The 22255-nt window shown below is 71.8% G+C and carries 20 protein-coding genes; 7 read left to right on the forward strand and 13 right to left on the reverse strand.

All coding sequences use genetic code 11. The features are described 5' to 3' along the window. The first annotated feature begins 24 nt into the window (after nucleotides 1-24). A complete protein-coding gene (locus ACWD3H_RS08140; protein ID WP_355623516.1) occupies nucleotides 25-834 on the forward strand; it encodes an ABC transporter permease in 810 nt (269 codons plus the stop codon). A 145-nt stretch (nucleotides 835-979) separates the two neighbouring features. Beyond that, nucleotides 980-1882, forward strand: coding sequence for an EamA family transporter (locus ACWD3H_RS08145; RefSeq protein WP_355553272.1), 903 nt, complete (start codon nucleotides 980-982; stop codon nucleotides 1880-1882). Between the two features lie 9 nt (nucleotides 1883-1891). On the opposite strand, the gene ACWD3H_RS08150 is transcribed toward ACWD3H_RS08145, so the two are convergent. The 11 genes from ACWD3H_RS08150 to ACWD3H_RS08200 all read right to left on the reverse strand — a co-directional run bounded on the left by ACWD3H_RS08150 (nucleotide 1892) and on the right by ACWD3H_RS08200 (nucleotide 12488). After that, nucleotides 1892-2545, reverse strand: coding sequence for a GntR family transcriptional regulator (locus ACWD3H_RS08150; protein ID WP_355553269.1), 654 nt, complete (start codon nucleotides 2543-2545; stop codon nucleotides 1892-1894). A 180-nt stretch (nucleotides 2546-2725) separates the two neighbouring features. After that, complete coding sequence (locus tag ACWD3H_RS08155; protein WP_350918955.1) at nucleotides 2726-3433, reverse strand: ABC transporter ATP-binding protein; 708 nt, start codon at nucleotides 3431-3433, stop codon at nucleotides 2726-2728. Continuing rightward, a complete protein-coding gene (locus ACWD3H_RS08160) occupies nucleotides 3426-4292 on the reverse strand; it encodes an ABC transporter ATP-binding protein (protein WP_451954477.1) in 867 nt (288 codons plus the stop codon). The genes ACWD3H_RS08155 and ACWD3H_RS08160 overlap by 8 nt, the downstream gene beginning before the upstream one ends. Then, entirely contained in the window at nucleotides 4289-5251 is a 963-nt protein-coding gene (locus ACWD3H_RS08165; RefSeq protein ID WP_350918949.1) for a branched-chain amino acid ABC transporter permease, read from the reverse strand. The genes ACWD3H_RS08160 and ACWD3H_RS08165 overlap by 4 nt, the downstream gene beginning before the upstream one ends. Continuing rightward, on the reverse strand, nucleotides 5248-6141 hold the full coding sequence (locus ACWD3H_RS08170; RefSeq protein WP_350918946.1) for a branched-chain amino acid ABC transporter permease: 894 nt from the start codon (nucleotides 6139-6141) through the stop codon (nucleotides 5248-5250). The genes ACWD3H_RS08165 and ACWD3H_RS08170 overlap by 4 nt, the downstream gene beginning before the upstream one ends. Further along, nucleotides 6138-7313, reverse strand: coding sequence for a branched-chain amino acid ABC transporter substrate-binding protein (locus ACWD3H_RS08175; RefSeq protein WP_451954478.1), 1176 nt, complete (start codon nucleotides 7311-7313; stop codon nucleotides 6138-6140). The genes ACWD3H_RS08170 and ACWD3H_RS08175 overlap by 4 nt, the downstream gene beginning before the upstream one ends. A gap of 285 nt (nucleotides 7314-7598) precedes the next feature. After that, the gene (locus ACWD3H_RS08180; RefSeq protein WP_350954498.1) at nucleotides 7599-8600 is read right to left on the reverse strand and encodes a proline racemase family protein; all 1002 of its coding nucleotides are present in this window, start codon (nucleotides 8598-8600) and stop codon (nucleotides 7599-7601) included. A gap of 36 nt (nucleotides 8601-8636) precedes the next feature. Further along, nucleotides 8637-9530 (reverse strand): dihydrodipicolinate synthase family protein, encoded by an 894-nt coding sequence (locus ACWD3H_RS08185; protein WP_350918937.1) that lies wholly within the window; start codon nucleotides 9528-9530, stop codon nucleotides 8637-8639. Nucleotides 9531-9552: 22 nt separating this feature from the next. Then, a complete protein-coding gene (locus tag ACWD3H_RS08190) occupies nucleotides 9553-10980 on the reverse strand; it encodes an FAD-dependent oxidoreductase (protein ID WP_451954479.1) in 1428 nt (475 codons plus the stop codon). 7 nt (nucleotides 10981-10987) lie between these two features. Further along, nucleotides 10988-11311 carry a (2Fe-2S)-binding protein gene (locus tag ACWD3H_RS08195; RefSeq protein WP_350918931.1) on the reverse strand — a complete coding sequence of 108 codons (324 nt, stop codon included), beginning with the start codon at nucleotides 11309-11311 and terminating at the stop codon, nucleotides 10988-10990. 13 nt (nucleotides 11312-11324) lie between these two features. Continuing rightward, complete coding sequence (locus ACWD3H_RS08200) at nucleotides 11325-12488, reverse strand: NAD(P)/FAD-dependent oxidoreductase (RefSeq protein WP_451954480.1); 1164 nt, start codon at nucleotides 12486-12488, stop codon at nucleotides 11325-11327. 258 nt (nucleotides 12489-12746) lie between these two features. On the opposite strand from ACWD3H_RS08200, the gene ACWD3H_RS08205 reads away from it, so the two are divergent. Beyond that, nucleotides 12747-13739, forward strand: a complete 993-nt coding sequence (locus ACWD3H_RS08205; RefSeq protein ID WP_451954481.1) for a COX15/CtaA family protein — start codon at nucleotides 12747-12749, stop codon at nucleotides 13737-13739. A 118-nt stretch (nucleotides 13740-13857) separates the two neighbouring features. After that, nucleotides 13858-14538, forward strand: coding sequence for a SanA/YdcF family protein (locus ACWD3H_RS08210; RefSeq protein ID WP_451954482.1), 681 nt, complete (start codon nucleotides 13858-13860; stop codon nucleotides 14536-14538). Here ACWD3H_RS08210 and ACWD3H_RS08215 read toward each other — a convergent pair. Next, on the reverse strand, nucleotides 14526-15821 hold the full coding sequence (locus tag ACWD3H_RS08215; RefSeq protein WP_451954483.1) for a PrsW family intramembrane metalloprotease: 1296 nt from the start codon (nucleotides 15819-15821) through the stop codon (nucleotides 14526-14528). The two genes, ACWD3H_RS08210 and ACWD3H_RS08215, sit on opposite strands and share 13 nt — an antisense overlap. A gap of 312 nt (nucleotides 15822-16133) precedes the next feature. Beyond that, on the reverse strand, nucleotides 16134-17087 hold the full coding sequence (locus ACWD3H_RS08220; RefSeq protein WP_355553233.1) for a heme o synthase: 954 nt from the start codon (nucleotides 17085-17087) through the stop codon (nucleotides 16134-16136). Nucleotides 17088-17399: 312 nt separating this feature from the next. Here ACWD3H_RS08220 and tkt point away from each other — a divergent pair, with 312 nt between their 5' ends. Genes tkt through ACWD3H_RS08235 form a run of 3 tightly spaced genes read left to right on the forward strand, consistent with a single transcriptional unit; the run spans nucleotide 17400 to nucleotide 22242 of the window. Continuing rightward, nucleotides 17400-19496: a transketolase gene (tkt, locus tag ACWD3H_RS08225; protein ID WP_355553230.1), complete on the forward strand. Its 2097-nt coding sequence runs from the start codon at nucleotides 17400-17402 to the stop codon at nucleotides 19494-19496. A 2-nt stretch (nucleotides 19497-19498) separates the two neighbouring features. Beyond that, the gene (gene tal / locus ACWD3H_RS08230) at nucleotides 19499-20602 is read left to right on the forward strand and encodes a transaldolase (RefSeq protein WP_451954484.1); all 1104 of its coding nucleotides are present in this window, start codon (nucleotides 19499-19501) and stop codon (nucleotides 20600-20602) included. A gap of 8 nt (nucleotides 20603-20610) precedes the next feature. Beyond that, entirely contained in the window at nucleotides 20611-22242 is a 1632-nt protein-coding gene (locus tag ACWD3H_RS08235; RefSeq protein ID WP_451954485.1) for a glucose-6-phosphate isomerase, read from the forward strand. Nucleotides 22243-22255: the final 13 nt, after the last annotated feature.

Genomic DNA, 22255 nt, shown 5'->3' on the forward strand with positions numbered 1-22255 from the left:
CTCCCGGCACCCCCCTCACCACGCATGGATCCGGGCGCGGCCCGAGCCAGACCACAGGAGAGCCGCTTGACCACCCTGGACCTCACCCCGGCCCCCGGAGCCGCGCCGCTGCGCCGGATGGTGGCGGCCCAGACGGGCGCGGAGATCCAGGCGATGCTCCGCAACGGCGAGCAGCTGCTGCTCACGATGATCATCCCGGTGCTGCTGCTCGTCGGCCTCTCGGTCGCCCCGATCATCGACGTGGGCGGCGGTTCCCGCATCGACTTCATGGCCCCCGGAGTGCTCGCGCTGGCCGTGATGTCCACCGCCTTCACCGGGCAGGCCATCGCGACGGGCTTCGAACGCCGCTACGGCGTGCTGAAGCGGCTGGGCGCGACCCCGCTGTCGCGGACCGGGCTGATGCTGGCCAAGACGCTCGCGGTGATCGCCGTGGAGGTCATCCAGGTCACGGTCATCTGCGGGGTGGCGCTCGCCCTGGGCTGGCGTCCGGCGGGCTCGCCGCTCGCGGTGCTGCTGCTGGTCGTGCTGGGCACCGCCGCGTTCAGCGGGCTCGGCCTGCTGATGGCCGGCACGCTGCGCGCCGAGGCCACGCTCGCCGCGGCGAACCTGGTCTACCTGGTCCTGCTCGCCTGCGGCGGGATCGCCTTCCCGCTGACCAGGTTCCCCGAGTCGGTACGGCCGGTGCTGGAGTCGCTGCCGATCTCCGCGCTGAGCGGAGGGCTCCGCGCGGTCCTGAGCGAGGGGGCGGGACCGCCTCTCGCCGCGCTGGCGGTCCTCGCGGCGTGGGCCGCGGTGTCGCTCTTCCTGACCTCGCGAACCTTCCGCTGGGAATGACGTGACCTCTCCGGTTCACGGTGGCCCGTCCCATGGCGGCCGTCCTCTTTCCTGAGCCCGTCTCGCATCGCGGACGTCGCTGAAAACGGGAGCCCCCGGTAAGTAAGGTGCCATTAACTATTTTGCGCCTGGCACAAGGAGTGTCGTGACCGCCGAAGCCCTGCCTGGGCCCGCCGAGCCCCGCAGACCGGGAGCGCTGCTGAGGGCCGCCTCCGACGCCATCCCGCCCTCCGGGCTGGTGCTGCTGGCCATCCTGTCGGTGCAGGTGGGCGCGGGTTTCGCCAAGGACCTGTTCTCCCAGCTGCCACCGAGCGCGGTGGTGTTCCTGCGGATCGCGACGGGTGCGCTGATCATGGGGATGATCGCCAGGCCCCGGCTGAAGGGACTGACCCGGGCGGACCTCGCGGCGGGCGCGGCCTTCGGCCTGACGCTTGGCCTGATGAACCTGTCGTTCTACGAGGCGCTGGCCCGGCTGCCCATGGGCATCGCGGTGGCGATCGAGTTCCTCGGGCCGCTCGGTGTCGCGGTGGCGGCCTCGCGCCGCCGCCTCGACCTGCTCTGGGTCGTGCTCGCCGCCTCCGGCGTGGTGCTGCTGGCCCCGTGGGGCACCTCGGCCTCCAGGATCAGCTGGGCCGGAATCGCCTTCGCCCTGGTCGCGGGGGCCTGCTGGGCCGGCTACATCCTGCTGGCGGCCTCGGTCGGCCGGCGCTTCCCCGGGGCCACCGGCCTCTCCCTGGCGATGATCATCTCCTTCGTGCTGATCGCCCCCTTCGGGATCACCTCGGGCGGCGCCGACCTGCTCCGGCCCGAACTGCTGCTGATCGGTGTCGGGGTGGGCCTGCTGTCGTCGGTCATCCCCTACTCGATAGAGCTGGAGGCGCTGCGCAGGATGCCCAAGCGGGTCTTCGGCATCCTGATGAGCCTGGAGCCCGCGGCGGCCGCGCTGGTCGGCCTGCTGGTACTGGGCGAGGTGCTCCAGGTACGCGAATGGGCCGCCATCGGCTGCGTGGTCATCGCCAGTGTCGGCGCCACCCGCGGCTCGCGCTGACCCGCGCCGCTACTCGGGGCGGCTGGCCCAGATGCCGCGTACGTGCCGGATGTGCTCGCGCATCAGCCGCTCGGTACCGCTCACGTCTCCCGCCGAGAGCAGGTCGAGCAGCGTGAGGTGCTCGCGGGCGGAGTCGACCAGGCCCCCCCGTTGGTGCAGGGCGGACAGGCCGTACAGACGGGCCCGGTTGCGCAGGTCGCGGACCACCTCCACGAGGTGGGAGTTGCCCGCCAGGGCGAGCAGGTCCAGGTGGAAACGGATGTCGGCGTCGACGTAACCGAGCAGGTCGCCGCGCTCGGCCGCGTCGACGATCGCCTGGGCCTGCGGGCGGAGCGCCTCGAAGTTCGGCGCGCCCACGGTGCCGGCCGGTCTGCCGGCCAGTTGCGACACCGTGGGCACCTCGATCAGCCTGCGGAGCTCGGTCAGCTCGTCCAGGTCGCGCTCGGACAGCTCGGTGACCCGGAAGCCCTTGTTGCGCACCGCCTCGACCAGGCCCTCCTTGGCCAGGTCGAGCATCGCCTCGCGCACCGGGGTCGCCGAGACGCCGAACTGGGCGGCGAGGGCCGGGGCGGAGTAGACCATGCCGGGTCTCATCTCACCGGTGATCAGTGCCGCCCTGAGCGCGTGCGCCACCTGCTCCCGCAGGCTCTGCCGCTCACTCACAGCCGGCAGGTCGGGCCGGCCGTCCGCCCTAGGAGCCATACCCAACCCTCTCGTGTCGCTCGTGTCCACACCTGGTGGGCCGAGCCCGCCACCTTCACATCCTCCCAGGCCATGCGCGTGCTCCCGAACACCCGGTGCCCTCATCCGGAAGGCACGGCACCGGCGGCGGCCCCGTCTCCCCTAACCCCCGCCGAGGTAGGCCTCGGCCACCCGGGGGTCCCGGCGGAGCTCGGCGGCGGGTCCGTCGAGGACGCACTCGCCGTTCTCGATCACGTAACCACGGTGCGCGATCCCGAGGGCGGCGACGGCGTTCTGCTCGACGAGCAGCACCGAGGTGCCCTCGGCGTTGATGCCCGCGATGAGTTTCATGACCGAGGCGACGACCAGCGGTGCCAGGCCCATGGACGGCTCGTCCAGCAGCAGCAGCCGGGGTCCGGTGACCAGTGCCCTGCCGATGGCGAGCATCTGCTGCTCGCCGCCCGACAGCGTGCCCCCCTGCTGGGCGCGCCGCTCGGCCAGGCGGGGCAGCAGCTCGTACACGTGCTCGATCCGCCTGCGGATCTCCGCCTGGTCGCGGACCAGGTAGCCGCCCAGCTGGAGATTCTCGTGGACGCTGAGCGTGCTGAAGATCCTGCGGCCCTCGGGGACGTGCACCAGGCCGCGGGCGGTGATCCTGTGCGGCTTCCGGCCGGTGATCTCGTGGCCGTCGAAGAGCACCCTGCCGCCGCTGGGGCGCAGCAGCCCCGAGACCGCGGCCAGCGTGGTGGTCTTGCCCGCGCCGTTGTTGCCCAGCAGGGCGACGATCTCGCCCTCGGCGACGCCGAGGGACAGGCCGCGCAGGGCGTGCACGCCGCCGTAGTGGACGTCCAGCCCGTCGATGTCAAGCATGCGCGTCGCTCCCGGCCGAGTCCTCTTTCCCCGAACCGCCCTTCCCCGCGCTGTCCTTCTCCGGCACGGTTTCCCCCAGCACGGTCTCCTCCAGGGCGGCGGGATCGCCGCCGAGGTATGCCTCGATGACCGCCGGGTCGCGCCGGACGTCCTCGGGGCGGCCGTCGGCGATCTCCCTGCCGAAGTTGAGCACGACCACGCGTTCGGAGACCTCCATGACCAGCCCCATGTCGTGTTCGATGAGCACGATGGCCACGCCGAGTGCCTGGATGCGCCGGATCAGGTCGAGCATCTCGGCCTTCTCGCCGTGGTTGAGCCCGGCCGCGGGCTCGTCGAGCAGCAGCAGGTCGGGCCGGCGGGCCAGGGCGCGGGCGATCTCGGTGCGGCGCTGCTCGCCGTAGGGCAGGGCTCTGGCCTGCCCGTACCGGTCGCCGCGCAGGCCGACGAAGTCCAGCCAGTGGTGTGCCTGCTCGGTGCACTCGCGCTCGGAGCGCCGGTAGCGCGGGGTGTGCAGCAGGGCGTCCAGGACGCTCTGGCGCAACCACAGGTGCGATCCGGCACGCACGTTGTCCAGGACCGACAGCTCGCCGAACAGGCGCAGGTTCTGGAAGGTCCGCGCGACGCCCAGGCCCGCGATGGCCGAGGGCCGCAGTCCGGGCAGGTCCCTTCCGCGCAGGGTGATCCGGCCCGAGGTGGGCCGGTAGAAGCCGGTGACGCAGTTGAAGGCCGACGTCTTGCCCGCCCCGTTGGGCCCGATCACCGAGACGATCTCCGCCTCGCCCACCGAGAACGACAGGCCGTCGATGGCCACCAGCCCGCCGAAGGACAGGCGCAGGTCGGCCACGCTCAACAGGCTCAAGGGACCTCCTTGGAACGGGCCGGCCAGAGCCCCTGCGGGCGCAGCAGCATGAAGGCGATGAGCAGGACGCCGAAAAGGAAGAACCGGTAGTCGGCGAGGTCGCGCAGGATCTCCGGCAGGATGCTGATCACGACGGCCCCGACGACGACGCCGGGCATCGAGCCCATGCCGCCGAGGACCACGGCCATCAGCACCAGCGCCGACGACAGGAAGGTGAAGCTGCCCGGCGAGATGGCCGACAGGTGCGCGGCGAACAGCACCCCGGCCAGGCCGCCCCAGACCGCCCCCGCCACGTAGGCGGCGAGCTTGACCCGGTAGGTGTGCACGCCCATCGCCTCGGCCGCGTCCTCGTCCTCCCGGACGAAGCGCCAGGCCCGGCCCAGGCGGGAGCGGCCCAGCCTGGCCGCGCCGAGGACGGCCAGCGAGACGACGACCACGGTGAGGTAGTAGAAGGCCACCGGACCTTCGACCAGGTGCGGGATGCCGTAGATGCCCGAAGGGCCGCCGGTGACGTCCAGGTTGTTGGCGGTGATCCGGATGATCTCACCGAAGCCGAGCGTCACGATGGCGAGGTAGTCACTGCGCAGCCGCAGCGTCGGCGCGCCGATGACGATCCCGGCGACGACCGTGACCACGATCACGGCGGGCACCGTGGCGAGCAGCGGCAACTCCAGGCGGGTGGCCAGCACCCCGCTGGTGTAGGCGCCGACCGCGAAGAAGGCGACGTAGCCCAGGTCGAGCAGGCCGCAGTAGCCGACCACGATGTTCAGCCCGGCGGCGAGCATCACCGCGATGGCCGCGCTGGTCATGACCGACAGCGCGTACGGCGTGGCGTCGACGAAGGGGGCCAGCAGCGCGACCAGCAGCCCCGCGAGCCCGGCCCGGCGGTTCTGCAGCAGCTTCGAGGCCCTGCTGGGCGGTGAGTCCGTGCCGAGACGGCGGACCTTGGTCGCGCTCACACCCGCTCCGTCACACGCTCGCCGAGCAGGCCGGTGGGCCGCACCGTCAAAAACAGGATCAGCACCCCGAAGGCGAACACGTCCCGCCACTCGCCGCCCAGCCAGAACGTGCCGAACGACTCCAGCAGCCCGAGGAGCAGGCCGCCGAGCATGGTGCCGGGGATGTTGCCGATGCCGCCGATGACCGCCGCCGTGAAGGCCTTGAGGCCGATCAGGAAGCCCATCATGAAGTCGATCTTCCCGTAGTAGGCCCCCGCCATCACGCCCGCGGCCCCCGCCAGGGCCGAGCCGACGAAGAAGGCGCGGGAGATCACCGCGTTGACGTCGATGCCCATCAGCGCGCTGGTACGCGGATCCAGCGCGATGGCCCGCATCGCCCTGCCCTCGCGGGTCCGGGTGACCAGCAGGTTGAGCCCGGCCATCAGCAGCACCGCCACGCCGATCAGGACGAGTTGCTGCGGGGTGATCCTGGCGCCGAGGACCTCCAGCGAGGTACCGCCCAGCCGCACCGGGTAGACCCGGGGGTCGGCCCCGGCCACCGCGCGCATCCCGTACTCCAGGGCGAAGGAGGCGCCGACGGCGGTGATCAGCAGGGACAGCCGCGGGGCGCGGCGTAGCGGCCGGTAGGCGATCCGCTCCAGCGCCACCCCGGCCAGGCCGGTGACGACCATGGTCGCCAGGAGCACCGCGAGCAGCAGCGGCAGGGCCATGGCGGAGGACACGCCGCCGACCGCGCCGAGGATGGCGAAGCCGGCGAACGCGCCGAGCATGTACAGGTCGCCGTGGGCGAAGTTGAGCAGCTTGATGATCCCGTAGACCATGCTGTAACCCAGGGCCACCAGGGCGTAGAACGAGCCGACGAACAGCCCGTTCCAGATGAGTTGCGTCACTTCAGGGAGTCCTGCAGGGCGAATTTGTCGCTCTTGACGACGAGGATCTGGAAGCCTCCGTTGGCCAGGGTGTGTTCGGGGGTGAACTTCAGCGGCCCGGAGAACATCGGGAAGCCGTCGATCGCCTCAAGCGCCGCGATGACCTTGGTTCCGTCGGTGCCGCCCGCCTTGGTGACCGCCTCCGCGGCCAGTCGTACCGCGTCGTAGGCCTGGTTGGAGTACGGGCCCGGCTCGGCGCCGTACTTCTTCTTGTAGGCGTCGATCCAGCCCTCGGCGCCCTCCAGGGTGTCGGGGGTCTGGGTCATCGTGGCGTAGAGGCCCTCGGCGGCCTCGGCTCCGGCGATCTCGACCAGCTTGGGAGAGACCGAGCCGTCGCCGACCATGATGGACCCCTTGTACCCGGCCTGCCGGAGCTGGCGCGCGATCAGGCCGCCCTCCTGGAAGTAACCGGTCCAGTAGACGAAGTCGGGCTTCTTGGCCAGCACGTTGGTGATGTTGGCGCTGTAGTCGCTCTCCTTCGGGGTGACCGCCTCGGTGACCGCGGCCTCGGCCCCGCCGGGGGCCTCCAGCAGGGCTTGGGTGCGCAGCGCGATGTCCTTGGAGTAGCTGGTGTTGTCGTGCATCAGCGCGACGCTCTTGGACCCCTGCTTGGTGATCCACTTCTCCGCGGCCGCGGCCTGCTGGGAGCCGGTGCCGTTGATCAGGAAGACGTGCTTGAGCTTCTGGTCGACCAGCTCCTGGGAGTTGGCAGCCGGAATGATCATGGGAATGCCGGCCTTGCCGAAGATCGGCAGGGTGGGGAGCGTCGCTCCGGAGCAGTAGCCGCCCACCGAGACGTCGATTCCCTCGGTGACCAGCTTGTTGGCGCCGGCGGCGGCCGACTGGGCATCACAGCCGTCGTCGGCGGTCTTCAGTTCCAGCTTGCGGCCGAGCACGCCGCCCTTGGCGTTGATCTCGTCGATCGCGAGCTGCGCCGCGTTGCTCATGTAGGGACCGATGGCGGCCTCGCTGCCCGACTGCGGGATCAGCATGCCGAGGACGATCGGCTCCTCCTTCCCGGCCGCGGTCTGCCCGGCGCCGTCACCACCGCCGAGCAGTCCCTGGCCACACCCGGTGACCAGGAGGCCGAGAACGACCAGCGACGTGAAGGATTTCAGGGGGATGGCACGCATGTGCTGCTCCTCACATCTGGCGATGTGTGACATTGCACGTGCATTTCAAAGGACGCGTCAAGGCCCAAAACAAGATCGTTAGCGTTAGGACACCGCTTCTTCCGCAAGCTGCGACCCACCGGGACGCGGATCGCCACCGGAGCCGGGAACGGTGACGTCTCCGCTGGTCAGACCGGGTACGACCGACTGCGGGCCAGCCGGGGGGGCCGACCGGGGCCGACCGGCCGGAGAGCGGCGGGTCAGGCCCGGTCAATCCAGATGTCAGCAGGTCGGCGGGGTAGCGGGTCAGAGGAGGAAACCCTCGGGGAACGGGTCGCGGGGGTCGAGGAAGTACTGGGCGGTGCCGGTGACCCACGCCCGACCGGTGATGGCGGGGACCACCGCGGGCAGGCCCGCCACCTCCGTCTCCCCGACGAGCCGCCCGACGAACCGGGTGCCGATGAACGACTCGTTCACGAAATCGGTGTCCATCGGGAGCTCGCCCCTGGCGTGCAGCTGGGCCATCCTGGCACTGGTGCCGGTGCCGCAGGGCGAGCGGTCGAACCAGCCGGGATGGATCGCCATCGCGTGCCGCGAGTGCCTGGCGTCGGAGCCCGGCGCCGTGAACTGCACGTGATGGCAGCCCCTGATACCGGGGGCCAGCGGGTGCACCGGCTCGTCCTGCTCGTTGATCGCCCCCATGACGGCCAGCCCCGCGTCGAGGATTCGCCGGCCGTGCGAGCGCTCGAACGGCAGGCCCACGGACTCGATCGGCAGGATCGCGTAGTAGTTGCCGCCGTAGGCGAGGTCGTAGGCGACCTCACCGATGCCGGGCACCTTGACGACACGGTCCAGCCCCGCGCTGAAGGAGGGCACGTTGGTGATGGTCACCTCGGTGGCGGCCCCGTCCTCGACCCTGACCTCGGCGACGACCAGCCCGGCCGGGGTGTCCAGCCTGATGGTGGTGACCGGCTCGGCGACCTCCACCATCCCGGTCTCGACGAGGACCGTGGCGACGCCGATGGTGCCGTGCCCGCACATGGGCAGGCAGCCCGACACCTCGATGTAGAGCACGCCGTAGTCGGCGTCGGGCCGGGTGGGCGGCTGCAGGATGGCCCCGCTCATCGCCGAGTGGCCGCGGGGCTCGTACATGAGCAGGGTCCGCAGGTGGTCCATCTCGGCCAGGAAGTGCTCGCGCCGCTCGGCCATGGTCACACCGGGGATGACCCCCACTCCCCCGGTGATCACCCGGGTGGGCATGCCCTCGGTGTGGGAGTCCACCGCGTGAAAGACCCTCTTCGTCCTCATCGACTCTCCTCGTGAGAAAGGGAAAACGGGACCGGCCTACCGCAGGCCCTCGGCCAGGGCCTTCTCGGTGGCCGCGCGGACCGCGGCCTCCTGCTCGCCGGGGAGCCCGAGCCTGGGCGGGCGGCACGGGCCGCCGTGGCGCCCGGCCAGGTCCATGGAGAGCTTGATGGCCTGCACGAACACCGGTTTGGAGTCCCAGCGGAGCAGCGGGTGCAGCGCTCGGTAGAGCGGCAGCGCGGTGGCCGTGTCCCCGGCGGCGGCCGCCCGGTAGAGGGCGACCGTCGAGGCGGGCAGCGCGTTGGGGAAGCCGGCCACCCAGCCGACCGCTCCGGCGGTGACCAGTTCGAGCAGCACGTCGTCGGCTCCGGCCAGCACGTCCAGCCCCGGGGCCAGCTCGGCGATCTCGTAGATCCGGCGGACGTCGCCGCTGAACTCCTTGACGCCCGCGATCAGGCCCTCGGAGTGCAGGGCGGCCAGCAGGCGTGGGGTGAGGTCCACCCGGGTGTCGAAGGGGTTGTTGTAGGCCACCACCGGCAGACCGGCCCTGGCCACCTCGCGGTAGTGCTCCAGCACCGTCCTGTCGTCGGCGCGGTAGGCGTTCGGCGGGAGCAGCATCACCGCGCGGCACCCGGCCTCACCGGCCTGCTCGGCCCAGCGGCGGGCCTCCAGGGCGCCGTAGGCCGCGACACCCGGCATGACGCGGTCGCCGCCGACGGCCGCGACCGCGGTCTCCACCACCGAGGCCCGTTCCTGGGAGGTCAGCGTCTGGTACTCCCCCAGCGACCCGTTCGGCACGACGCCGTCACAGCCGGAGGCGACCAGCCACCGGCAGTGCTCGGCGTAGCCGTCCAGATCGACCGAGAGGTCCACGCGCAGGGGCAGCGCGGTGGCCACCGTCACGCCGTGCCAGGGTTTCACGCGGGTCGCCATGCTTCATCCTTCCGAGGGGGGTTCAAGCCGGTACGAAGTCAGGGGGCTCCGGCCCGTCCGGGTCGGGGAGGGTTCCCCGCCGGTCCGGGGAGGCCGGGGTCCGCGCGGCGAGGTCGCCGAGCCTGACGGGCTGGGCGATCGGGCGCCGGGGCGGCGCGGGATCCTCGCCGACGAGGCAGGCGACCGCGTAGCCGCACATCCGGCCCTGGCACCACCCCATCCCCGGGCGCGCCAGCAGCTTGACCGAGCGCGCGTCGACGGCGCCCATGGCCTGGGCCTCGCGTACCGCCGACAGGGGCACCTCCTCGCAGCGGCACACCAGCGTGTCGTCGCGGAGCCAGTCCTGCCAGCCCGGCCGTAGCGGGTAGGCGCCCTGCAGGGCTCGCGCGAAGGCGGCGAGCCGGTCCCTGCGCCGGGACAGGGCGGGGTCGGGCGGCGTGGGGCGGCCCAGGTCGGCGGCCGCGGCCCGGCCCGCGATCCGGCCCTCCACCTCGGCGAGCGCGGCCCCGCCGACACCGGTGGCCTCCCCCGCCGCGTAGACGCCGGGCACGCTGGTGCGCATGCCCGCGTCCACCGCGACGACCGGGCCGCCGTCGGGGTCGCGGCGGGTGGCGCAGTCCAGCTGGAGGGGCAGGTCGAGCCGGGGGACGAAACCGTAGCCGCAGGCGAGGGTGTCGCAGGCGACGGTTCTCGTCGAGAGCGTCCGCCAGGCGGGGTCCAGGCTCGCCACGGTGACGTGGGTCAGCGCGGTCTCACCGTGCGCGGCGATCACCGCCTCACGGCCACGGTAGGGAACCCGGTGGCGGGCCAGGCGCGCCACGTACCCGAGGGCCTCCGCCGCCCGGCCGGCGGCGAGCAGCGGATGCCTGGCGAGCCCGAACCTGCGGTTGGCCTCGTGCACGCCGAGCACCTGGGCCCCCGCGTCCGCCAGGCCCGCGGCGACCGGGAGCAGGAAGGGGCCGGTACCCGCGACCACGACCCTGCGGCCCGCGAGGACCAGGTCACCCTTGAGCAGTGCCTGCGCACCGCCCGCGGTGAGCACGCCCGGCAGGTCCCAGCCGGGGAACGGCAGCGGCCTGTCGTGGGCGCCGGTGGCGACCAGCAGCCCGCGCGCGGTCACCGTACGGGGCCGTTCCTCGCGGTCTCCCTCCAGGCAGCGCACGGTGATCGTCCCGTCCGCGCGCTCGACGGCCCAGACCCGCGTGCTCAGCAGTACCTCGGCGCGCTCGCGGAGCGTCTCCCACTGGCGGGTGAACCTGTCCAGGCCGTGGTGGAGCGCGCCGGGCCTGGCGGCGTGGAACCCCTCGGCGGGGCGCCGGAAGTACTGGCCTCCCGGTCGTCCGGCCCCGTCGACCAGCACGACGTCCAGCCCGGCCAGGGCGGCGGTGAGCGCGCCCGCGACCCCGGCGGGACCCGCGCCGACGACGGCCAGGTCGTGGATCTGGGTCATCGGCCGCTCACCGCTCCCCTCCGGCGCCGGGAACGTCCCGCACCGGAGCGTCTCCGGTGGTGACCAGGTCTCCTGGGCGGGCCTCGGTCAGGCAGGCACGCAGGGAGGGGACCCCGTTCACCGTGACCAGGCAGTCGAAGCAGACCCCGATGCCGCAGAAGAGCCCGCGCGGGCGCCCGCCGAACCTGGTGGTGCGCCACGAGCGGATGCCCGCGCCGTGCATGGCGGCGCCGACACTCTGGCCTGGGATCACCGCGACGGGGGCGCCGTCCACGCTGATCTCGAACTCCGGCTCCGGCCGCGCCCGCACCAGGCGGTACGGCCCCCTCATCGGACACCCTGGGTCATGACGCCTCCAGCGGGAAACGGTCCGGACGGAAGGGGGCGAGGTCCACCTCGGGGCGGAGTCCTGCCAGGAGCCGGGCGATCAGGTGGCCGGTGGCCGGGGCCAGGCCGATACCCGCGCCCTCGTGGCCACAGGCGTGGTAGAGGCCGGGGACCCGGGGATCCTCGCCGATCACCGGCAGGTGGTCGGGGCAGTAGGGACGGAAACCGCAGTAGGCCCGGATCACCCGGTAGGCCGCCAGGACGGGGAACAGTTCGACGGCCTGGCGGGCGAGGCGTTCGAGCACCGGAACGGAGACCGTGCGGTCGAAGCCGACCCGCTCGCGGCTGGCGCCGATGAGCACCGGCCCCGACGGGGTGCTCTCCACGACGGCGGACGTCTCCAGCCCCTCCGAGTCGCTGGCCACCGCGGTGACGTAGTCGGCGGTGTAGACCTTGTGCCTGATGAGCGGCCCGGCGAGTGGCTCGGTGACCAGGATGAAACCGCGCCTGGGCAGGATGGGTACGCGCACCCCGGCCAGCGCGGCGATCTCACCGCCCCAGGTGCCCGCGGCGTTGACGACGGCTCCGGCGAGGATGTCGCCGCAGGAGGTGGTGACGCCGGCGACCCGGTCGCCGTCCCGGAGGAAGCCGGTCACCGTGACACCGGTGCGCAGCATCAGGGCGCCGTGCCCGAACCGTTCCGCGCCCCGCCGGATGAGCCTGGCCGCCGCCAGCATCGGCTGCACCTGGGCGTCGTGCGGGTAGAACACGCCACCGGCGAGCCCTTTCGCCAGGTGTGGCTCGTAGTCGCCGAGCTCTCCGGCGGCGACGGCGACGCACTCGACGCCCTGCCTGCCCGCCAGGCCGGTGAGTGCCTCAAGCACCTCGTCCGTCTCGGCGACCACCAGGCCGCCCTTGGCCTCGAACTCGAACCCACCGTCGAACCCACCGTCGGGCCCGTCGGCGGCCAGGTCACGCCAGAGCCGGTTGGAGAGCAGCGCCAGGTCGAGTTCGGGGCCCGGCTCCTTGTCGGAGATCAGCACGTTGCCCTCGCCCGCGCCCGTCGTGCCGCCCGCCACCGCCCCCCGGTCGACGACCACCACGTCCAGCCCCGCGCGGGCGGCGTAGTAGGCGCAGGCGGCGCCGACGACCCCGGCTCCGACGACCACGACGTCCGGCATGACTCACCTCGCTCCCGGGCTCGCCAGTAATATGTCACATACCTTTTTATGGATCAATGCACCGGACCGGACGTCACGGGCGTGCCACCGGCTCAGCCCACCCCTACCCGTGGACCCGTGAGGCACGCCGTCCGAGGTGAGCGGCCCCTGCCCGAGATGCCGGCAGGCGTGAACCGGCCGGGGCGAAAGCCTCCGTACCGGCCCCGGCGCCAGGGGGCCACGGCGGGACCGCCCTCCTCGCCGCCTAGCATGTGAGCCGTGAAGCACCTCCTTGACCAGACCCGTCTGCGGACCGCGAAACTGACCTGGATCGTGGGGCCGCCGACCTTCCGCACCCTGCGCCGCTGGGCGCTGGCGTCGGTGGCGGCCAACGTCGGGATCACGGTGACGGGTGCCGCGGTGCGGGTCACCGGCTCCGGCCTGGGCTGCCCCACCTGGCCCAGGTGCACGCCGGACAGCTTCATCCCGGTGGCCCACGACGACATCTCACCGATCAACATGGCGATCGAGTTCGGCAACCGGCTGCTGACCTTCCTGGTGCTGGCCATCGGCCTGGCCTGCCTGCTCGCCGCCCTGCGGCTGCTGCCCCGCCGCCCCGATCTGGTCAGGCTGGCCTGGCTGCAGCCGATCGGCGTGGCCGTGCAGGGACTCTGGGGCGGCCTGGTCGTGCGCACCGCGCTCAACCCGGTCACCGTGGGCGTGCACTTCCTGGTCTCCGTCGGCATGATCGCCGCGGCGTACGCGCTGTACGCCCGGGCCGGCGAGGGCGCGGGCCCGCCGCGACGCCTGGTCAACCAGCACGTCCGCACACTCGGTTTCGTGCTCACCGCCGCGGTGTTCGTCCTGCTCGTCGTGGGCGTGGTGGTGACCGGCACCGGGCCGCACTCCGGGGACGTGATGGCCTCCCGGTTCGACTTCGACATCGAGACCGTGGCGAGGATCCACGCCGACGTCGCCTATGTGGTGGTCGGCCTCACCTTCGCGCTGGCGTTCGCGCTGCACATCACCGACGCGCCCGGGAACGCCCGGCGGGCCGCCTGGACGCTGCTCGGCGTGGAGGTGGCGCAGGGCGGAATCGGATACGTCCAGTACTTCCTGGGCGTGCCCGCGGCCCTGGTCAACCTCCACGTGCTCGGCTCGACCCTGGTCTGGGTCTGCGCACTGCGGGTGGTGTTCACGATGCGCTCACGCGGCCCGGCGGGCGCGACGGCCGCCGAGAGCGCGGACCAACTCGACCGGGTCCCGGCCTGACCGTCGGCTCCGCTCCTGCCGTGAAAGGCCCGCGACGGCCGCGTGGAAACCGATCCGGAGGATCCTGACCCCCCGGACGCGTTCGACTCGGCCGTCACCTGACCGCGACAATGGCCGGATGCCGCTGTCGCGAAGGTTCCTCCGGCTCTCCTACCAGGGCGCGGTGCTGCTGAGCGTCCTGGCCGTCGCACCGCTGACCTGGGTCTGGCTGGCCAGCTCCGGCCACCGGGTGATCGCGGACTCCTCACCCGGCTGGATCGCCGGGGTTCCCGAGGCGCCGGTGGCGCTGGTGCTGGGGGCGGCCGCCTTCGGGGGCGCCCCTTCCCCGATGCTGGCCAGACGGCTGGACATCTCCGCCGAGCTGTACCGGGCCGGCAAGGTCAGGGCGATCCTGCTGTCGGGCGACAACGGGCGGATCGAGTACGACGAGCCGACCGTGATGCGCGACTACCTGCTCGCCCGTGGCATACCGGCCAGGGCGCTCGTCCTCGACTACGCCGGTTTCGACACCTGGGACTCGTGCGTGCGTGCCCGCGCCGTGTTCGGCGCCACCCGCCTCACCGTGGTCACCCAGCTCTTCCACCTGCCCAGGGCCGTCACCCTGTGCCGTACGGCGGGCCTGGAGACCTTCGGCGTGGGCGACGACTCCTCCCAGCGGTGGGCCTCCACCTACGCCTACGCGGCCCGCGAGTTCGCCGCCTCCGCGAAGGGCCTCCTCGACGCCGTGGTCCTCGACTCCGCTCCCGTCTTCCCCGGGCCGCGCGAGACCTCCCTGGAGGCCGCGCTTCAGTCGGGGTGAACGCCGCGCCCGGGGGGCGGACGCCACTGAGCGGCGTCGGAGTGCCCCGAGGTCCCGGGGGTACCGCCCCACGGATACGGCGAGCCGCCCGGCGGCCGGGCGCCGGGCCCGTACCCCGGCGGGACGTTGCCGCCGGGGGGCTGCGGTGGCGGTGGTGGCGGCTGCGGGGGGAACTGGGCGCGGGAGGCGGCCATGCACTCCAGCAGCGCCCGCTGCTCCTCGTTGAACGTACGCTCGTCGATCACGTGCCCCCTGGCCCGCTCGTGGAGCAGGCCCAGCTCGGTGGCCGCGAGCTGGTAGTCGCTCATCGCCCGCAGTCCCGTCCTGCCGCCGTTGTTCCTGGCCCACTGCCTGGCGTGGCGGCGCCCCGGCAGAGAGGAGAGCATCGCGATGTCGTACGAGGAGACCAGCCCCGTCGCCCAGTAGGCGGGCAGGTAGGTCTGGATGAGCCCGATGATCCGCTTGCGGTCGCGGAAGATGATCCAGATCAGCACGAACAGCACGATCATCAGCAGCAGGTAGGCGATGGCCAGGCCGGCGAAGCCGACGTAGGAGGCGAAGCCGTTCCAGATGCCGTGCAGCAGCATCGCGCCGATCCACCCGGCGGCGATGACGAAGATCCGGCCAGACCCCCGGCGCTGCGCCGCGTAGGCCACCGCGACACCGATCATGGAGGTGAACAACGGGTGGGCGAACGGTGAGAGGACTCCGCGCAGCACGACGGTCACCGCCAGGCCCTGCGCGCCCATGTCGTCGAGCGCGGCCACGTAGTAGCTGACGTTCTCGCTCATGGCGAAGCCGAGGCCGACCATGCTGGCGTAGATGATGCCGTCGGTGGGCCCGTCGAGCTCCGCGCGCCTGAACCTGAGCAGGCCCAGCAGCACCAGGCCCTTCATCGTCTCCTCGACCACCGGGGCGCCGAACGTGGCGGCGATGTTGCGCGCGTAGTCGTAGCCGAGCCCGGCGGCGTTCTCGATGTAGACGAGGCCGAGGGAGTTGACGACCCCGGCGACCAGGACCGCCACGCCCGCTCCCCAGGCGAACGCGAAGATCAGGTTGCCTCGCGGCTCGGGCTCGATCCGGTCGAGCGCCAGCACTGCGGCCAGCAGCACGGGAACGGGCGCCAGCGCGAGGATCAGGGCGATGAAGAAATAGACGGGGTCGCCGTTCAGCACGTCGAAGGAGAGCGACACCAGGCCGCACAGTCCCGTCAGGACGAGTCCGGTGATCAGCGCGAGCGACGGGCGGTCCCTGAGCACCCACCGGGGGTCACGGCTGGCCATGAGGTAACCGTAACCGTTGGCTTCCACCCCACGAATCAAACCGGGACATCCCATCGTGAAGGTCTACGATCGGCACCTGGCGGGCGGCCCTGCACGCCCCGGATACGCAAACCATGCCGAGCGCTGGAACGGTCCCGGGACCGGAGCGGCGATCCGGCTCCCGAGGTTTTCCGACGACCATGAGTTGCCCTCCCCACGACCAGGCCCGACCCGGGCCGGCCAAGAAAACGTGTTCCCCACCCGGGAGACGTCTCCCCCTCGAACGGGACGCGGAAACGGGCAGGTGGCAGGAGAGCGTACCGGTGAGAGGGCTCAGACGAACATCGAGTCGATGGCGACGGCGAGGAACAGCAGCGCCAGGTAGGCGTTGGACCAGTGGAAGAAGCGCATCGGGCGCAGATCGACCCCTGTCTTGCCCGCGTTGACCCGGCCGAGGAGGCGGTGAACCTCCCACAGGCAGGCGGCGCCGAGGACGGCGGCGACGGCGGGATAGAGCAGGGTGGTTCCGGCCACCGGCCACAGCAGCAGCGAGCAGAGCACCGTCGCCCAGGTGTAGACGATGCTCTCCAGCACCACCCGGCGCTCGGTGGCAACCACCGGGAGCATGGGGACCTTCGCCGCGGCGTAGTCCTCCTTGTAGCGCATGGCGAGGGTCCAGGTGTGCGGAGGCGTCCAGAAGAACACCACGCCGAAGAGCACCACGGGGGCCCAGTCGAGGCCGCCGGTGACGCCGGCCCAGCCGATCAGCACCGGCATGCAGCCCGCGATACCCCCCCACACCACGTTCTGCGAGGTCCGCCGCTTGAGGATCATCGAGTAGACGAGCACGTAGAACAGGTTCGCGGCCAGCGACAGGCCGGCGGCGAGCCAGTTCACGGTCAACCCGAGGCCAAGGGTCGACAGCACCCCGAGAATGACTCCGAAGATCAGCGCATTGGTCGGCGGCACCAGGTCGCGGGCGAGCGGGCGGCGCCGGGTACGGCGCATGGCCGCGTCGATGTCACGGTCGATGTAGCAGTTCAGGGCGTTCGCGCTGCCCGCCGACAGGGTGCCGAACACCAGGGTGTTGACGGCGATCCACAGCGGTGGCAGGCCCTTGGCCGCCAGGAACATCACCGGCAGCGTCGTGATCAGCAGCAGCTCGATGATCCGCGGCTTCGTGAGGGCGACGTAGGCCTTCACGACGTCGCCGAAGGAGCGAGGCACGACGCCTGCGGCCGTGCCCGCCTCGGGCGGGACCGTCGATTGCTTGTCGGTGAGCACCATCTAAGGCGCTTCCAGCACGTGCGGGGTCAACGCGTAACCTCTGATTAGAGCGGATCCGTGAATGCGGGCACCAGCCAGCCTTGAGGACTCACTGTAGTTGCAGGGGGGGCCGGTCCCGGCACGGGGTGCGGAAGCGGCGCGAGACGACAACCGCCGGGGAACCGCCCATGAGTCCCGTGGACCCGCACCTGGTCGACCTACGCCACGGTAGCGCGGCCGAAACCGTTAGGGTCCCATGTGGGCGGGAAATACCAGACCGGCGCCACCATCACACTATTAGATCCGGAGACCGAGCAGTTGAGCAGCGAACTCGTGCCAGCCCTTGAATGGAGCGACCTGGACCGCCGCGCGGTCGATGTCGTACGGGCCCTGGCCATGGATGCGGTAGAGAAGGCGGGCTCGGGCCACCCGGGCACCGCGATGAGCCTGGCGCCCGCCGCGTACCTGCTGTTCCAGCAGGTGATGCGGCATGATCCGTCAGACCCCTCCTGGGTGGGCCGTGACCGGTTCGTCCTTTCGGCCGGTCACACCAGCCTGACCCTCTACATCCAGCTCTACCTGTCGGGCTACGGCCTGAGCCTGGACGACCTCAAGGCGCTGCGCCAGTGGGAGAGCCTGACCCCCGGCCACCCCGAGCACGGCCACACCGTCGGCGTCGAGACCACCACGGGGCCGCTGGGCCAGGGCCTGGGCAACGCGGTCGGCATGGCCATGGCCGCCCGCCGCGAGCGCGGCCTGTTCGACCCGGACGCGGCGCAGGGCGCGAGCCCGTTCGACCACCACATCTGGTGCATCGCCTCCGAGGGGGACATCGAGGAGGGCATCAGCCACGAGGTCAGCGCCCTCGCGGGCCACCAGAGGCTGGGCAACCTGACCGTCGTCTTCGACAGCAACCACATCTCGATCGAGGACGACACCCAGATCGCGCTGAGCGAAGACGTCGTCAAGCGCTACGAGGCGTACGGCTGGCACACCCAGACCGTCGACTGGACGCGGACCGGCGACTACGTCGAGGACGTCGAGGCGCTGCACCAGGCGCTGGAGGCCGCCCGCGCCGAGACCGGCAGGCCGTCGTTCATCCGGCTGCGCACGATCATCGGCTGGCCCGCCCCCAACAAGAAGAACACCGGCAAGATCCACGGCTCGGCGCTGGGCGCCGACGAGGTCGCCGCCACCAAGAAGATCCTGGGCCTTGACGAGACCAAGAGCTTCGACGTCCCCGCCGAGGTCCTCGAGCACGCCCGCGAGGTCGTCGAGCGCGGCCGCGCCGCGCGGGCCGAGTGGGACAAGCTCTACCAGAGCTGGCGCGAGGCCAACCCCGAGCGCGCCGCCGAGTTCGACCGCATCTCCGTGCGGCAGCTCCCCGCCGGCTGGAGCGAGGCGCTGCCGCTCTTCGAGGCCGGCTCCTCCATCGCCACCCGCAAGGCCTCCGGCGAGGTGCTCAACAGCCTCGCGCCGGTGCTGCCCGAGTTGTGGGGCGGCTCGGCCGACCTGGCCGAGTCCAACAACACCACGATGAAGGGCGAGCCGTCCTTCATCCCCGAGGAGTTCCAGACCAGGGACTTCCCCGGCAACCCCTACGGCCGCACGCTGCACTTCGGCATCCGCGAGCACGGCATGGGGGCGATCCTCAACGGCATCGCGCTGCACAACGGCACCCGCCCCTACGGTGGCACGTTCCTGGTCTTCAGCGACTACATGCGTCCGGCCGTGCGGCTGGCGGCGCTGATGAAGCTGCCGGTCACCTACGTGTGGACGCACGACTCCATCGGCCTGGGCGAGGACGGCCCGACGCACCAGCCCGTCGAGCACCTGTGGGCGCTGCGCGCCATCCCCGGCCTCGACGTGGTCCGCCCCGCCGACGCCAACGAGACCGCCGCCGCCTGGCAGGTCGTGCTCGAGCACAACGACCGCCCGGCCGCGCTGGCGCTGACCCGCCAGAACCTGCCGGTCTACGAGGGCACCCGCGACGCGACGAAGGTCGCCCGCGGCGGCTACATCCTGCGAGAGGCCTCCAACGGGCAGCCCGCGGTGGTCCTGATCGGCACCGGCTCCGAGGTCGAGCTGGCCGTCGAGGCCCGCGAGATCCTGGAGGCGGAGGGCATCGCCACCCGGGTCGTGTCGATGCCGTGTGTGGAGTGGTTCCACGCCCAGGACACGGCCTACCGGCAGACGGTGCTGCCCTCCTCGGTCCGCGCGCGCGTGGCGGTGGAGGCGGGAATCTCACTGGGCTGGCGGGAGTTCGTAGGAGATGACGGGGAAGTGGTCAGCCTGGAGCACTTCGGTGCCTCGGCTCCCTACAAGACCCTCTATGAGCAGTTCGGCCTGACCGCCGAGCGCGTGGTCGCCGCAGCCAAGGCGAGCCTCGCCAAGACCGGAGCCGACAAGGGCGAGACGACAGGAAACTGATCATGAGTGAGATCCTGAGGAAACTCTCCGAGCAGGGCGTCTCCATCTGGCTGGACGACATCAGCCGCGAGCGTCTGCGCACCGGCAATCTCCAGTCGCTGATCCGCGACCGGCAGGTGGTCGGCGTCACCTCCAACCCGACGATCTTCGCCTCCGCGCTGAGCAAGGGCGACGCCTACGACACCCAGCTGCACGATCTGAAGATCCGCGGCGTCGACGTCGAGGAGGCGGTGCGCTCCATCACCACCTACGACATCCGCTGGGCCGCCGACGTGCTGCGCCCCGTCTACGACGCCACCGGCACCGTGGACGGCCGGGTGTCGATCGAGGTCGACCCGCGCCTGGCCAGGGAGACGGAGAAGACCATCGCCGAGGCGCGCGCGCTGTGGTGGCTGGTCGACCGGCCCAACCTGTTCATCAAGATCCCGGCCACCGTCGAGGGCCTGCCCGCGATCACCCAGGCGATCTCCGAGGGCATCAGCGTCAACGTCACGCTGATCTTCTCCCTGGAACGCTACCGCGCCGTGATGAACGCCTGGCTGAGCGGCCTTGAGCAGGCCAAGGCCAAGGGCCTCGACCTGTCGAACATCGAGTCGGTGGCCTCGTTCTTCGTCAGCCGGCTGGACGGCGAGATCGACAAGCGCCTGGACAAGATCGGCACCCCCGAGGCCCTGGCGCTGAAGGGCAAGGCCGCGCTCGCCAACGCCCGGCTGGCCTTCGCCGCCTTCGAGGAGGTCGTCGCCTCCCCGCGCTGGCAGGCGCTGGCCCTGGCCGGAGCCCGGCCGCAGCGCCCCCTGTGGGCCTCCACCGGTACCAAGAACCCCGACTACCCCGACACCCTCTACGTCGACGGGCTGGTCACCTCCGGCACCGTCAACACGATGCCGGAGAAGACCCTCGAGGCGGCCGCCGACCATGGCAGGATCACCGGTGACACGGTCCGCCCCTCCTACGAGGAGGCCTGGAACACCATGGCCGCGCTCAAGGAGATCGGCATCGACTACGACGACGTCGTGAGGTTCCTGGAGGAGGACGGCGTGGACAAGTTCGAGGCCTCCTGGACCGACCTGCTGGCGACCGTCACCGCCGAGCTGAAGAAGGCATGAGGGAACACATGTCAGTGTCCGTAACGTTCGGCGAGGACGACCTCACCGAGCAGGCCTCGGAGACGGCCGGCCGGCTCGTCTCCGAGGGGGTCCCCCAGTCCCTGGCCGCCGGCGACCCCACGCTGTGGGGCCCGGAGGCCGAGCCCGAGGCGGCCGTCCGCCTCGGCTGGCTCAACCTCCCGCTGACGAGCAGGCCACTGCTCGGTGAGATCGGCGAGCTGGTGGAGTGGGCCCGCGCCGAGGGCCTGGACCACGTGGTCCTGGCGGGCATGGGCGGCTCCTCCCTCGCTCCCGAGGTCATCACCGGCTCCGCCGACGTCCCGCTGACCGTCCTCGACACCACCGACCCCGGCCAGGTGCGCCGCGCGCTGGAGGACCGGCTGGAGAGCACGCTCCTGGTCGTCGCCAGCAAGAGCGGCGGCACCGTCGAGACCGACAGCCACCGGCGGATCTACGAGAAGGCCTTCCGCGACGCCGGGATCGACCCGGCCAGAAGGATCGTCGTCATCACCGACCCGGGCTCGCCGCTGGAGCTCAGTGCCCGCGAGGCGGGCTACCGGGTGGTCCTGGCCGACCCGAACGTGGGCGGCCGCTACAGCGCCCTGACGGCGTTCGGGCTGGTGCCCAGCGCGCTGGCGGGCGCCGACGTCGAGCGGCTGCTCGACGACGCCGCCGAGGTGCTGCCGCTGCTGTCGCGCTCAGCGGGCAACCCCGGCCTCGACCTGGGCGCCGCCCTGGGTGCCGCCGCGGTCGCCGGGCGCGACAAGCTCGTGATCGAGGACGGCCTTTCGGAGATCAACGGCCTGCCCGACTGGATCGAGCAGCTGGTCGCCGAGTCCACCGGCAAGTCCGGCAAGGGCATCCTGCCCGTCGTGGGCGCCGACCCCGGCGACGCCGACGACGAGCTGCTCGCCGGGATCGACACCGACGGCGTGGTGACCGTCGCCGGCCCGCTGGGCGCGCAGTTCCTCATCTGGGAGTACGCCACGGCCATCGCCGGGCGCGTCCTGGGCATCGACCCGTTCAACCAGCCGAACGTGGCCGAGTCCAAGGAGAACACCGCCAAGCTGCTCGACCAGAGCGAGCTGCCGGTCGGCACCCCGATCCTCGTCGACGGCCCGGTGGAGGTCTACGGCGAGCTGCCGCCGGGCGTGGAGGCCCCCAAGAGCCTGTCCGACGTGCTCACCGGGCTGCTGGAGGCGATCCCCTCCGACGGCTACCTCGCGGTGATGGCCTACCTCGACAGGGAGGCGGCCTTCGACGCCCCGTACCCCGAGGGCGCCTCGTTCGAGGAGATGACGGACGTGTGGAGCGCGGCCGACCCGGCCACGCTCCGCGGGATGCTCGCGGTCCGCACCGAGCGGCCGGTCACCTTCGGGTGGGGACCCCGCTTCCTGCACTCCACCGGCCAGTACCACAAGGGCGGCCCGCAGAACGGGGTGTTCCTGCAGATCACCGGGGCCGTCGAGAACGACCTGGAGGTTCCCGGCAAGCCCTACACCCTGGGCCGCCTCCAGCTCGCCCAGGCGCTGGGCGACCTGGGCGCCCTGGCCAGCCGGGGGCGCCCCGCCGTGCGACTGCACCTGACCGACCGTGCCGCCGGTGTCGCGCACCTGCTCGCCGCCTCACGGGAGGTCTGATGGGCCGCCGGAG

The sequence above is a fragment of the Streptosporangium sp. NPDC002607 genome (assembly GCF_053592655.1).

Coding starts and splice junctions, on each gene's coding strand:
- ACWD3H_RS08215 (WP_451954483.1), bottom strand. CDS start 15,821: ATGGCCAGCCGTGACCCCCGGTGGGTGCTCAGGGACCGCCCGTCGCTC.
- ACWD3H_RS08210 (WP_451954482.1), top strand. CDS start 13,858: ATGCCGCTGTCGCGAAGGTTCCTCCGGCTCTCCTACCAGGGCGCGGTG.
- ACWD3H_RS08235 (WP_451954485.1), top strand. CDS start 20,611: ATGTCAGTGTCCGTAACGTTCGGCGAGGACGACCTCACCGAGCAGGCC.
- ACWD3H_RS08220 (WP_355553233.1), bottom strand. CDS start 17,087: ATGGTGCTCACCGACAAGCAATCGACGGTCCCGCCCGAGGCGGGCACG.
- ACWD3H_RS08175 (WP_451954478.1), bottom strand. CDS start 7,313: ATGCGTGCCATCCCCCTGAAATCCTTCACGTCGCTGGTCGTTCTCGGC.
- tal (WP_451954484.1), top strand. CDS start 19,499: ATGAGTGAGATCCTGAGGAAACTCTCCGAGCAGGGCGTCTCCATCTGG.
- ACWD3H_RS08155 (WP_350918955.1), bottom strand. CDS start 3,433: ATGCTTGACATCGACGGGCTGGACGTCCACTACGGCGGCGTGCACGCC.
- ACWD3H_RS08180 (WP_350954498.1), bottom strand. CDS start 8,600: ATGAGGACGAAGAGGGTCTTTCACGCGGTGGACTCCCACACCGAGGGC.
- ACWD3H_RS08195 (WP_350918931.1), bottom strand. CDS start 11,311: ATGAGGGGGCCGTACCGCCTGGTGCGGGCGCGGCCGGAGCCGGAGTTC.
- ACWD3H_RS08140 (WP_355623516.1), top strand. CDS start 25: ATGGATCCGGGCGCGGCCCGAGCCAGACCACAGGAGAGCCGCTTGACC.
- ACWD3H_RS08200 (WP_451954480.1), bottom strand. CDS start 12,488: ATGCCGGACGTCGTGGTCGTCGGAGCCGGGGTCGTCGGCGCCGCCTGC.
- ACWD3H_RS08185 (WP_350918937.1), bottom strand. CDS start 9,530: ATGGCGACCCGCGTGAAACCCTGGCACGGCGTGACGGTGGCCACCGCG.
- ACWD3H_RS08190 (WP_451954479.1), bottom strand. CDS start 10,980: ATGACCCAGATCCACGACCTGGCCGTCGTCGGCGCGGGTCCCGCCGGG.